The 12,854-nt window shown below is 30.8% G+C and carries 11 protein-coding genes; 1 reads left to right on the top strand and 10 read right to left on the bottom strand.

Features of this window, described 5'->3' with window-relative positions:
• Positions 1 to 154 precede the first annotated feature (154 nt).
• From spoVAE to bsdtw1_RS15480, 9 genes are all read right to left on the bottom strand, one after another.
• Entirely contained in the window at positions 155 to 514 is a 360-nt protein-coding gene (spoVAE, locus tag bsdtw1_RS15440; protein ID WP_183278451.1) for a stage V sporulation protein AE, read from the bottom strand.
• 14 nt (positions 515 to 528) lie between these two features.
• Entirely contained in the window at positions 529 to 1,572 is a 1,044-nt protein-coding gene (spoVAD, locus tag bsdtw1_RS15445; protein WP_183278452.1) for a stage V sporulation protein AD, read from the bottom strand.
• A gap of 54 nt (positions 1,573 to 1,626) precedes the next feature.
• Positions 1,627 to 2,085: a stage V sporulation protein AC gene (gene spoVAC / locus bsdtw1_RS15450; protein WP_183278453.1), complete on the bottom strand. Its 459-nt coding sequence runs from the start codon at positions 2,083 to 2,085 to the stop codon at positions 1,627 to 1,629.
• Positions 2,086 to 2,297: 212 nt separating this feature from the next.
• Positions 2,298 to 3,056: an RNA polymerase sporulation sigma factor SigF gene (gene sigF, locus bsdtw1_RS15455; protein WP_183278454.1), complete on the bottom strand. Its 759-nt coding sequence runs from the start codon at positions 3,054 to 3,056 to the stop codon at positions 2,298 to 2,300.
• Positions 3,057 to 3,066: 10 nt separating this feature from the next.
• Positions 3,067 to 3,498, bottom strand: a complete 432-nt coding sequence (spoIIAB, locus tag bsdtw1_RS15460) for an anti-sigma F factor (protein ID WP_280514150.1) — start codon at positions 3,496 to 3,498, stop codon at positions 3,067 to 3,069.
• Positions 3,499 to 3,513: 15 nt separating this feature from the next.
• A complete protein-coding gene (gene spoIIAA, locus bsdtw1_RS15465) occupies positions 3,514 to 3,849 on the bottom strand; it encodes an anti-sigma F factor antagonist (RefSeq protein WP_183278455.1) in 336 nt (111 codons plus the stop codon).
• A gap of 337 nt (positions 3,850 to 4,186) precedes the next feature.
• Complete coding sequence (locus bsdtw1_RS15470) at positions 4,187 to 6,481, bottom strand: AAA family ATPase (RefSeq protein ID WP_183278456.1); 2,295 nt, start codon at positions 6,479 to 6,481, stop codon at positions 4,187 to 4,189.
• A 317-nt stretch (positions 6,482 to 6,798) separates the two neighbouring features.
• Entirely contained in the window at positions 6,799 to 7,473 is a 675-nt protein-coding gene (gene deoC / locus bsdtw1_RS15475; RefSeq protein ID WP_183278457.1) for a deoxyribose-phosphate aldolase, read from the bottom strand.
• A gap of 769 nt (positions 7,474 to 8,242) precedes the next feature.
• Complete coding sequence (locus bsdtw1_RS15480; protein ID WP_183278458.1) at positions 8,243 to 9,196, bottom strand: DUF4003 family protein; 954 nt, start codon at positions 9,194 to 9,196, stop codon at positions 8,243 to 8,245.
• A gap of 600 nt (positions 9,197 to 9,796) precedes the next feature.
• Between bsdtw1_RS15480 and bsdtw1_RS15485 the strand changes: the two genes are divergently transcribed.
• Positions 9,797 to 10,213, top strand: a complete 417-nt coding sequence (locus bsdtw1_RS15485) for a hypothetical protein (RefSeq protein ID WP_183278459.1) — start codon at positions 9,797 to 9,799, stop codon at positions 10,211 to 10,213.
• A 72-nt stretch (positions 10,214 to 10,285) separates the two neighbouring features.
• On the opposite strand, the gene bsdtw1_RS15490 is transcribed toward bsdtw1_RS15485, so the two are convergent.
• Complete coding sequence (locus bsdtw1_RS15490; protein ID WP_183278460.1) at positions 10,286 to 12,832, bottom strand: calcium-translocating P-type ATPase, SERCA-type; 2,547 nt, start codon at positions 12,830 to 12,832, stop codon at positions 10,286 to 10,288.
• Between the last annotated feature and the right edge of the window lie 22 nt (positions 12,833 to 12,854).

The following is a 12,854-nucleotide window of genomic DNA, read 5'->3' on the forward strand; positions in this document are numbered from 1 at the left end:
ATTTATTTGCTAGTTAATTTTCGTTTAATATACTGTCACACTTTATTACATATATGTAATAATAGTAAATAAACTATCAAAAATTATTTTATATAAGCATTATAACAGAGATAGTATTTCTAGTGAACATACTTATTCTTTCATATGTCCTCTACTAAGACTTTGTTTTAGGATTAAATATAAGTCCCATTATATAGCCAAAGAATATTGCAGCAGTTATCCCACCAGCTGTTCCTTTTATTCCTCCGGTAAAAGCACCTATTATTCCTTTTTCTTTTACTTCTTTAATAGCAGCTTTAGATAGAGAATTTCCGAAACCAGGTAAAGGTACAGTAGCACCCGCCCCTCCTATATCTATAAGTTTGTCGTACACATTAAATGCTCCTAATATAACTCCAATAGTAACAAATGCCACCAATATTCTCGCTGGTGTAAGTTTTGTCTTATCCATTAGTATCTGAGCTATTACACACATGGTTCCTCCAATTACAAATGCATATATATATTCACTCATCGATATAAATCCTCCTAATCACTGCCACAAGGTAGCTTACCGTCATACTCAATAGCCACCGCATGAGCTATTCCTGGAATTGACTCTCCCTGAAGAGAGGTTGTAGTACTCATAAGTGCTCCTGTTGAAACCAATAGTAATCTTTTTATTTCTCCTTTTAGCATCTTTTTATAAAAGTATCCACAGGTAACAACTGCAGAGCACCCACATCCACTAGCTCCAGAGTTAGTTTTTTGTCTCTCGTTATCATATATTACAGATCCACAATCCACATAAACATCTCTTATGTCATAACCATATTCTAGTAATAACTTACTTGTTATCTCCTTACCAACAAGACCTAAATCACCAGTAGCAATTATGTCATAGTCTTGAGGAGTTCTACCTGTATCTTGGAAATGTCTATAAATCGTATCAACTGCTGCTGGTGCCATAGCAGCACCCATATTTGAAGCATCTTTTATTCCATAATCCTTAACTAATCCAGTAGTCACATATGTAACTGCGGGGCTATTGCCACTGTGGGTTAGTAACATAGCACCTGCACCTGTGACAGTCCACTGTGCTACCTCTGATCTTTGTGAACCATATTCAAGTGGAAATCTAAATTGTCGTTCTGCCGCACTAAAATGTGAAGAGGTAGCTGCAATTACGTTTTCTGCATATCCACCATCCATTATTAGTGATGCAAGTCCAATAGATTCAGCCATTGTTGAACAAGCTCCATACAATCCTACAAAAGGGATATTTATGTCTCTTGCGGCAAAACTTGATGAAGCTAATTGATTGAGTAAATCACCTGCAAATAAATAATCAATATCTTCTTCATTCAAACCTGCTTTTTCTATAGTTTCTTTTATAGCTGTATACATCATCGATGTTTCAGCTTTTTCAAAAGTTTCCTTACCATTTGTATCATCACTAAGTATTATGTCAAAATAATCTTTTAATGGTCCATCGCCTTCTTTAGGTCCAACAATACTTGTAGTGCAAATTATCTTAGGTGGATTGTCGAGTTTTACGGTCTGCTTTCCTATCTTCTTATGTGCATTTTTCATAGCTATCCCTCACTTTTTGTGACTTTAATCCTTAGATTACACAAGTTTTATTTTTCAATAAAAGAAGTCAATTATATAGTAGACTATTCCAACTATTACCGAAGTACCTATTCCGTACACTAATACCGGACCAGCTATAGTAAACATTTTTGCAGCAAGACCAAAAATAAAACCTTCTTTCTTAAATTCAATAGCTGGAGATACTATAGAATTTGCAAATCCTGTTATAGGAACTACAGTACCAGCTCCTGCAAATGCTGCTATTTTGTCATATATCCCAACACCAGTTAACAGTGCTCCTATAAAGACCATTATTATAGCAACCCATGTAGCCGCGTCGTCTTTTGGCACCCCCCAAGATGTAAGTGTATTAGAAAAAAACTCACCAATATCACAAATAATACCACCCACAATAAAAGCATTTATGCAGTTTCTTAATAATTTTGGTTTAGGTTCAGATTCCTTTGACAGCTGATCAAACTTTTTCTTTATCTTCTCCTCTTTTGCTTCCATATGCTCCCTTCTTTCTTTTAGAAATACTTTTTAGCTTTGGATACATATTTCTATCAACTAGAACTTTATATTATTTAATTACTGTTATGCTAAATCAAAAACCAGATTTCAATTATTATGGTTATATTTTGTGGAGTTATAGAATATTTATAAGCACCAAAATTTAGCTTGTAAAAAATGCAAAAAAAAAACGGTGGTTATCCATCCGTTTTTTAAAATTCAGATAATTTTTTCCGCATTTGCTGAAGCACTTTCTTCTCAATCCTCGAAACTTGCACTTGGCTAATCCCAAGCATCTTTGCTACTTGTATCTGAGTCTTATCTTTAAAATATCTAAGAAGTATTATCTGTCTTGATTTTGGCTCTAAACTCTTCAATGCTTCCTTTAAAGCTAACCTGTCTACCATTTCTGCATCTTCTTCGCCATTTTCTGCTATCTTATCGATTAATAATACTGGTGATCCATCATCTTGATGTATTGTATCATACAAGTATTGCATACTATTAGCTGATTCTAAAGCAAACACAATTTCTTCCTTGTCTATCCCCGAATACTCGGCTAACTCTTCAATAGTAGGCTCTCTGTCCAACTTTTTTGAAAGTTCTTCTCTACTAAAGTGAAGTTTTCTTGCCAAGGTTTTTGTATTTCTAGATACTTTTATAAAACCATCATCTCTTAAAAATCTTTTTATTTCTCCCATAATCATCGGTACAGCATATGTTGAGAATTTTACATTGAAGGAATCATCAAAATTATTGATAGCCTTTACAAGCCCTATAGATCCTATCTGAAATATGTCTTCATAATCATAGCCTCTATTAAGAAACTTTCTGCTGATAGACGAAACTAAAGGCATATTAATCTCAATAAGTCTATTCATTGCTTCTGTACTACCTTTTTTAGCCTGCCTTATGAGTTCTGTATTGTCATCATAATTGAATTCTTCTCTTTTAAAATTATTATATTCCATAGATTATCACCTAACCTATAGAATTGAATTTCTTTTTCATTACTATCTTAGTTCCTTTAACTCCATTGCTAAATACCTCTAAAGAGTCCATGAAAGTCTCCATAACAGTAAATCCCATACCGGATCTTTCTAAGTCAGGTCTAGAAGTATACAGTGGTTGCATTGCTATATTTAAGTCTTTGATTCCAATTCCAGCATCTTCAATTATGATGGTAGCTTCACTCCCCTCCAATATGGTTTCTATGCTAACTACGCCATCTTCCTTCTCTTCATAACCATGAATTATTGAATTGGTTACAGCTTCTGATACAGCAGTTTTAACATCACTTAATTCTTCTATTGTTGGGTCAAGTTGAGATATAAAGGCAGCTACCGCAACTCTTGCAAAACCCTCATTTTGAGATTTACTTAAAAATTCTATCTTCATTTTATTTCCTTCCACGTTAATTCCCCCCTGTTAAATGCATTTAATAGCATCGTCTATGCTTTCGTAAGAATTAATAATTTTGAACATACCCGATAATTCAAATACTCTCTTTACATTCTTATTTGCTGCCACTACGCTTACTTTACCATTTCTCATCGAAAGTCTTTTATATCTTCCTATAACCATTCCTATTCCTGAACTATCCATAAAAGTTACTCTTGAAAAATCAAAGACAAGACTTTTCACTCCATCCCTATCAATTCTATCATCAACTTTCACTCTTATTTCCTCTGCACTATGATGGTCTAATTCACCTGTCAGCGCCACAATCAAATTATCTTCAACTTTTTTAAAATTTAAATCCATAAATATTACTCTAAAATAGAGTAATTCACCTCCTTAGCTATTTTGCCAATTTAGTTTCCTTCTTTTTCCATAATTTTATCATAAAATTTTGTACTAAGTCAAACATATTTATCATATATTTCTATTTTATGGTATTTTTTAGTATCAACATGATTATTTATACTACTATTAGGAGTCATAAAAAAATCAAGTAATACAATTTTTGAGTATCTGGGTTTAGCTAACTTGAAAATTTTATAATTTCATAGGCAGTAAAAAAGAGAGGCAATTCATCAATATCATTTAGTTAACAAAATGACATTGATAGTTTACCTCTCATCTTACTTGCTATAGGTCGTTATTTGACTTTATTATACAATGCTATTTCACTTTTTATTGAACTCAAGATATCTTCTAAAGTACAGGTCTCATCAGCCATAAGAATCTGAATTGCATCATTTATATCATTTATGGCATAAAGGTGGAATTCCCCATTTTCTATAGATTTTTCTACTTCGCTATTCAGTATAATATCATTTACATTAGATGCTGGGATAATTACTCCTTTACCAAAAACCGTATCAATATTTTTACATACATTATAAAATCCTTCTATTTTTTCATTAACCCCACCTATAGGCTGTACTTCTCCAAATTGGTTTAATGAGCCTGTTACAGCTATATTTTGTTTTATAGGGATTTTACTAATAGCTGAAATCATGCAGACTAGCTCAGCGATTGATGCACTGTCTCCTTCAAGCATGCCATAAGTCTGTTCAAAGCTCACGTGAAAATCAACAGGAATTCTAGAATAAGGATCTATAAGAGTATTTAATAAACCTCTTAAGATATCAATAGATTTGGCATGTATATTACCACTTAAATTACTTTCTCTATGCACATCTACAATTCTTCCTACACCTTTATAACATATACAAGTTATCCTAGTAGGCTTACCAAAACTGTAATAGCCTGTATCTAAAACCGATAAACCATTTATACTTCCAATTAATTTTGACTTTACATCAATTAACATCTTTTTTTCTTTAAACATATCAATTATATCTTTTTCTACCAATTGTTCATTATAAGCCACTGAAGTTATTTCTTTACGTCCTATTACTCTTTTATCAATTTTCTTTGCCACATTATTTGCTAGTATAAGTATTCTTCCTATCTCTTCATCATCTATAAATATCTTGTGCTTATCTTGAGCTTTTCTTGATAGAAATTTCCCTATTTCATTAATTGCTTCACTACTTATACTTAACAAGTTGTTTTTCGTTTTAATTTCATCTATCATTGTGGCTAAGGAATTTTTCACTTCTTCATTTATGACTACATAAGGATTATACTCTGCTTTTATTTTAAAAAGATTCTTAAAATCTTCATCATAAGTGTACAAAGTATCATAGGTCTCACTATCCCCTATTATTATAATCTTCAAATTTATATCAATTGGTATTGGCTTCATACCATTTAGAGCCAGGAACTCCAAATAACCTCTATTATAATCATAGCTTACTTTATTACTCATAAGAGTTTTTCTCAGATAATAATAGCTTCCCGCATTATTTAAAAATGAGCTTGCTCTAACTATCAAACATCCTTCATTAGCATTTAATAATGAACCTGCTGTGATAAGTGATACATCTGTTGAATATACTCCATTATGATTTTCATAATCAATGCTTCCGATCAAGTTAGTTACACTTGGGTCCTCTTCGAATATAACTTGAGGATATTTTACATCCTTATTATCAACAAGAAGATTGATATTATTTCTATTTACTATTTCCTCTATTTTTTCCATGTCTTCTTCATAGTTCATAGAATAATTTTCAATAGTTTCCTCTTCTATTAAACTACAGACATTGTTTAAATATTCTAAAGCTTCCTTTTCTTCTATAAATTCTTTAAATATATCTTCTTTTATATCCCTTGACTCTTCATCCAAATAACTCTTAAATATTCTCTTTATTTTATCTATAGAGTTTAATTCAATATCCTTTAACTGCTCCAAGACATCTTCTGCTCCAGTTTTAAGTTTACTTGCCTTTGTTACAATTTGTTCTTTTGAATTTTGTTCTAACCCATCATACTCTTTTTCTGTCATTGCTTCTCCCTCTTTTAGAGGTATAAATGCAAATCCATTAGTAGTGGCTTTTACATCAAAACCTTCATTCTTAGCCATTTGAACAAGATCTTCAATATAATCAGTTCTCTTTTTTTGTATTTCCTCTATTATTGTTTCTTTTTCTTTATTTGATGATGAGTTATAAAAATTAAATATTTTCTCTAGATAAAAATTTTTGATTGCATCTAATCTCTCTTTAAATTTCTTTCCTTTACCATTAGCAATAAACAATGGAGTAGGATATCTAGGATCCTCTAGTGTTACGTAACAAATATCCTTTGGACATGACCTACTACTAAGGCTATCTTCAATAAAACTAATTATATTTTCAAGTTTTTCTTTAGAAAATAGATCTATAAGATAGACGTTAAACCCCTCTTTCTCGATGTTTAAAGCAGCTTCAATATTCTTATAGACCTCAGCATATTCCGGTATAAACTTTTTATCCTCTGTTCTAGATAATCGATTAAAATCTACATTATAAACGACCTCTTGTGGAGTTAACTCTCTCTTCATAACGTCCCACTCAAAAATTGCAAAAGTTAATCTTTCCCCAATTTATTAGAGCAGTTCCCTCCTCTATAAAGTAATTTACTATATTAATATTCTATTTTTTTAATTTTAGGTATAAAATTTTTCAATATATTTCATCAAGTTTCATCAAAATATGAAAAAGGTATGGACCATTGCATATAATCCATACCTTTTTCATATTTTATATTTAATTATATAATTCGTTTATATTCTACATATTAGATAACTTCTTTCCTGTTTTTTTATTCTTTAGGAAATTATATTTCATATGAAGTTGTGGGTAAGTATGCGTATACGGCTTAATAAGTAGAGTTAGATTTCTTGCCTTCACATATTTCTATAGAAGCTGATGCACCAATTCTTGTAGCACCATTTTCAATCATTTTTAAAGCGCCTTCTTGACTTCTAACTCCGCCAGAAGCCTTAACACCTAAATCTGGTCCAACAGTCTCTCTCATTAACTTAATATCAGCTTCTGTTGCTCCACCAGTTGAAAAACCTGTTGAAGTTTTAACAAAATCTGCTCCTGCTTCCTTAGAAAGTTTGCAAGCAATTACTTTCTCTTCATCAGTTAATAAGCAAGTTTCTATTATAACTTTTGTAAGCGCTTTCCCTCTAGCAGCATCTACAACTGCTTTTATATCTTCTTTAACATAGTCATAGTCCTTATCTTTAAGTTTTCCTATATTTATAACCATATCTACTTCGTTTGCACCCTTAATTATTGCATCACTTGTTTCAAATGCTTTAACTTCTTTAGTATTAGCTCCTAAAGGGAATCCTATTACAGTACAAACCTTTACTTCACTTCCGTTTAATAACTTTGCTGCCAATTCTACATTGGAAGGGTTTACACATACTGATGCAAAGTTATACTCAAGTGCTTCCTTACAAAGTTTTTCAACACCAGCTTTTGTAGCCTCTGGTTTAAGTAAAGTATGATCGATCATTCTAGCTAATTGTTCTTTATTCATCTCTTCCTCCTATTTATTAAAAGTTTTAATAAATTTTTATAATCTAAAAGAAAATTATGTTTCATAGTTTTTTTATATAGTTTTGACTTCAACAATTATTTTATAAGTTGTATATTTTAGTACAGCTTAAATATAGTATTGAAGTAAACCTCGAAACACATATTTATTATAATCTTATATATATTTTTAGTCTACCTATATATAATTGTTATAATCTCAAATAATTATAGGATTATTAACTGAAATATTAAGTTGTACATATCCAACAACTCTCAGAAACCTGGATTATCGAACAAGCATAACTTAAATTTACATGTAGGATTTCTTTATTTACGAGCTTTAATTCTTTCAGATGAGCAGATTATAGTTAATATACTTATTATGAAAAGTACCCCTTCAGCTAAAATGAAGATCAAATTCATTTTCTCATATAGAATAGTAGAAATACCTATTATCATACTTATTAATATAAAGATTTTATATGTACTTCTCATCTTGAATATTACGAAGATAAGCAGTATGAGTTTTATAATATAGAGTGCACTTAACACTATAGTTTGACTTTCGGTCGGTATCATACCTGCTAAAACTGGCACACTCAACTGTTTATAAAAATAAATACCACTCATAAAGAAACATTCTAAAAAGAGAATAGTTAAAAAAACTACTCTATAATTCTTTAAACTGTTTTTCATCATTACTCCCTGTTAAAGTGATACACCTCATGTGTACCACTTCATAATTAAATTTATATTTTCAAATTCTACTCTCAGTTTGCCCTAGATATTATTGCCTGTTGCTGACTCACTAAACTGTAATTTATTATAAGAGCCATTATTGAATTTAAATAATTAGTTTTAAGCTTCTTCTTACTAAGTATAACCATAAACATAGAAATCATCAATCTAAAGCCTCTATCCATAAAAAATTGATAATCTGGAAGTCCGTTCAAGTACTTTTCCACACTATAAACTTCTCTTATAAAGCTATCAGCATTGTTTACAACCGTGGATGCAACACCAATAACCCCTATATATTGAGGCTGTATACTTCCAACACTACTCTTTACTAGTTTACATATATCAATAGTCTTTTCTAAATTATCTTTCCATTTATCTGGATTAGTACATAATATTGTTGCTAAAGTTTGAGCACCATTGTTAGTAGTAAAATCATTCTCAGTTATCTCATCATAGGCTTTGTTAGTTATGTCCATATATGTATGACTGCTCAAACCTTGTGACACCAAAATCGCACAAATAATATAGTCATCTGAAGATGTTACATTGTAATATTCTTCTTTCATCAATGAAAATATTTCTCTCATTTTTCTTGTTACCGTATACATCTCTTCATCCTTGAAATTTTCTGTTAAAATCCATATACCTATGGATAAATATGGGCTTTCAACAAAACCATTATCTTTTAAGTGTTCTTCCCACTTTTGTATTCTTTCAAATCTTTGTTGCCACTCTTCTTCAAGTGATAACAAAATTGAAATAACATATAAATTATTTCCTCTAAATGTAGAAAACCAGCTTGTACTATCTTTTATAAATTTTCTTATAGCTCTAATTTTCTCATAATTTAATTCTTTAGCTGAGCTCGTAAGTATCAGTGCTACAAAATGATTTAGCAAATCTCCATCATACTTCAATTTATTTTTACTTTTTATATAATTATTTATCATTAAATCCACATTCTTTTTAAGTATACTATCCATAGTTTTACCTCTTTCCAAGTCTCACTTATCCCTTTAAGGGTTATTAAATATCATATAATATATTGTATTATTTATTCTCTACAATATCAATTAATAAATTGTAACAATGTTGTTAATTATATTTATGATTATTAGTTAAGTTTTTGCTTATAATAAAGTATAAGGTTGATTTTCTACTTTGCTATTTTATTAACAGCAATTGTATGCTATAATACTAGTTGTTTATTATGTTTTATAGGTTTTTATACTGAAACTTAACTGTAGACATATGTGTTCTTTATTTAGTAAATTTCTAATTCATATAAATATTTTATTAAAATATATAATTGGCATTATGTGAAATTAATTATTTTTTTGTAAACTAGATAAACTATAAATATTAATTGAAATATAAGTATGCTTTTTATATACACCCTATTTATCGCGATTTGTGTTAGAATACTGGTTTTTTACCTAATATATCAATCACAATCCCTGATATATAGTAATTTAAAATTTGAATTAGATTTAGAATAAAAAATTAGCTGGTCTTAGTTAATTGTTTAAGTTAAAATACTAAAATGGACTTATAATATTTGAATATGAAAAGGAGTTTTAACTATGGGTTTTAAGGAAAAACTATCGAAATATTATACTGACTCATACATAAAAAAGTATGGTGATAGAATGGCTCAATTTCAAGGAACAGTTATATCAGCTAAGGTTGAAGAAAAAACTATTCTTTGGATATTTCATACAATAGCAGCTACCCTAATAATAAGACCTGAAAGAAGTAAGGCAGTTATTAAATGTTCTTACAAAAAGAATAGATGGTTTAAAAAACCAGAATTTTTAGCAGTTAATCAAGGTCATAATGTTATGATCCAAGGTTTAAAGAGTGATAAAAAATCTAAATCATCTGGTGATGTAATTCAGATAATGAACGTTATAAACTTCACTACTAAGAAGGACTTATTCCCAGTTGATCATTCACAAATAAAGAAAGCTAAGCAACAGCAAATTACTAGAACAAAATAAAAGAATTGCGAACCATCGCAATTCTTTTTTGTTTTAGCCTTAATGTTACTTATGAAATTAAACTAAAACCTACTATTTTACTTTTATATATAGGTAAACACTGTTTATGAATGCTATTACTCCTGAGAAGAACAAAACTATAAGCCACTGCCCTATCATAAGTGGTGTAGTATGGAATATCCCCTGTAAGAAAGGAATATAAAGTATGGATAACAGCATTGTTACTGAAATACTTACTGCTCCAACCAAATATGGGTTTGTCAAAAACTTTATTTCAAATATAGAATGTCTTTCTGATCTACATTCGAAAACGTGAATTAGCTGCGACATTACTAAAGTACATAAAGCTAGAGTTCTGCTTGTATTAAGATCCCATTTATAATAGATACCTACCATAAATGAGAACAAGGTACATATACCAATAAGGGTACCTCTAACAACTATCTTTTCAGTAAGACCTCTTGAAAATACACTTTCATTTTTTTCTCTTGGCCTTTGCTTCATTATGTCTTTATCTGCTGGATCCACTCCTAGGGCTATAGCTGGAAGCCCGTCTGTAGCCAAGTTTACGAATAATATCTGAATTGGCGCAAGTGGGGTTGGAAGATAGAAAATTGATGCTAGAAGCATAGTTAATACTTCACCAATATTACAAGACAATAGATATCTTATAAACTTTCTGATGTTGGAATATATAACTCTTCCCTCTTCCACGGCAGCTACAATAGTCGCAAAATTATCATCCATTAATATCATAGAAGATGCTTCTTTTGTAACATCAGTTCCTGAAATACCCATGGATATACCTATATCCGCTTCCTTTATAGCAGGAGCATCATTTACTCCATCTCCTGTCATTGCTACTATATTACCATTCTTTTTGAATGCTTTAACTATTCTTAATTTATGATTTGGGCTTACTCTAGCAAAAACTCTTATCTTCTGAACCTTTTCATACAGTTCCTTATCACTCATTTTTTCAATGTCTTCTCCAGTAATTACTTGATCTGGAGTTGAACATATATTAAGATCTTTTGCTATAGCAAAAGCTGTGTTCTGGTGGTCACCAGTTATCATTACAGGCTTTATACCAGCTAATCTACATCTTAATACAGCATCTTTTACTTCTAGTCTTGGCGGATCTATTATGCCTGCAATTCCTAAGAATATTAAATTACTCTCAAGTGAGTCATCTCTTTGAATATTGGTATCCTTGTAGGCAGCTCCAATACATCTTAAAGCTTTGTTTGACATAGAATCAACAAAAGTTCCAATCTGCTTTTTTCTTTGATATGTTAGAGGTTTTACTTTACCTTCTTCATAAATATAGTTACACCTCTCTAATAATCTTTCAGGTGCCCCTTTTACATAACATATTTCTTTTCCATTTTCCTTCATTATTACGCTCATCATTTTCCTTGTAGAATCAAATGGAATATCAAATACTCTATGTCCACCTGCTAAAAATCCTTTTAAGGCGCCAACTTCTTTAAAATAAAGCTTTATAAGTGCGGTTTCTGTTGGATCTCCATGAAGAGCCTTGTCCACATATTTCTCGCTAAAATTATAATTGCAGTCATTACAGAATACAAATGATCTAGTGAGCATTGGATTTGGAGGAAGTTTCTCTTCATTTAAGTTGTATATTTTCCCATTCATATATACTTCTTTTACAGTCATGTTATTTTGAGTCAATGTACCTGTTTTATCACTACATATTATAGATGTACATCCTAAAGTTTCTACTGCTGGCAGTTTTCTAACTAATGCATTTCTCTTTAACATTCTAGATACACCTAAAGCAAGAGCAACTGTTACAATAGCTGGTAGACCTTCAGGTATAGCTGCTACTGCTAAGCTTATTCCTAGTAGGAACATTTCAGTTAAGTCATTTCCTCTTATTATACCCATTACAGTAACTACTGCACATATTACCAAACATAAAATAACTAAGACTCTTCCTAGTGACTCTAGTCGTTCTTTCAAAGGTGATTTTTCTTCTTCAATATTTTGAAGAAGATTAGCTATCTTACCCATCTCAGTATTCATACCAATTTGAGTGATCTTAATAAAAGCTTTTCCTTTTAATACGCTTGTACCCATATAAACATTGCAATCTTTTTTATTTATACTTTTGTTTACACCAACTGACTCTCCAGTAAGTAGAGACTCGTCCACCATCAAGGCTGTACTTTCTATAACTTCACCATCAGCAGGAATCCTATCACCTGATTCCAATACTACTATATCTCCAAGGGTAAGATATTTAGCATTAATAACCTTTATATTTCCATCTCTATACGCCTTACACGTAGGTGCAGCTAAAGATTTAAGCGCTTCTAAAGATTTTTCTGTTCTAAACTCCTGAATAAATCCCAATATTGCATTGATTATCACAATTATTAATATAGTGATTGCATCTGCCTTTTCTCCCATTAATCCTGATACAATGGTTGCGCCCATAAGCACCCAAACCATAAAATCATTGAATTGGGATAGGAATAATATCACAGGAGAGACGCTTTTTTTATGACTTAATTCATTTAAGCCAAAATTTTTAATTCTTCTTTCTGCTTCTGAAGAAGATAACCCTCTTATAAGTTCCTTTTCCTGTATCACTCTAGTTCCCCCTTTTCTCTGT

Origin of the sequence: Clostridium fungisolvens, assembly GCF_014193895.1 — a bacterium.
Taxonomy (GTDB): domain Bacteria; phylum Bacillota; class Clostridia; order Clostridiales; family Clostridiaceae; genus Clostridium_AR; species Clostridium_AR fungisolvens.

Coding starts and splice junctions, on each gene's coding strand:
- bsdtw1_RS15485 (WP_183278459.1), top strand. CDS start 9,797: ATGGGTTTTAAGGAAAAACTATCGAAATATTATACTGACTCATACATA.
- spoVAC (WP_183278453.1), bottom strand. CDS start 2,085: ATGGAAGCAAAAGAGGAGAAGATAAAGAAAAAGTTTGATCAGCTGTCA.
- bsdtw1_RS15470 (WP_183278456.1), bottom strand. CDS start 6,481: ATGAAGAGAGAGTTAACTCCACAAGAGGTCGTTTATAATGTAGATTTT.
- bsdtw1_RS15480 (WP_183278458.1), bottom strand. CDS start 9,196: ATGGATAGTATACTTAAAAAGAATGTGGATTTAATGATAAATAATTAT.
- spoVAE (WP_183278451.1), bottom strand. CDS start 514: ATGAGTGAATATATATATGCATTTGTAATTGGAGGAACCATGTGTGTA.
- deoC (WP_183278457.1), bottom strand. CDS start 7,473: ATGAATAAAGAACAATTAGCTAGAATGATCGATCATACTTTACTTAAA.
- sigF (WP_183278454.1), bottom strand. CDS start 3,056: ATGGAATATAATAATTTTAAAAGAGAAGAATTCAATTATGATGACAAT.
- spoVAD (WP_183278452.1), bottom strand. CDS start 1,572: ATGAAAAATGCACATAAGAAGATAGGAAAGCAGACCGTAAAACTCGAC.
- spoIIAA (WP_183278455.1), bottom strand. CDS start 3,849: ATGGATTTAAATTTTAAAAAAGTTGAAGATAATTTGATTGTGGCGCTG.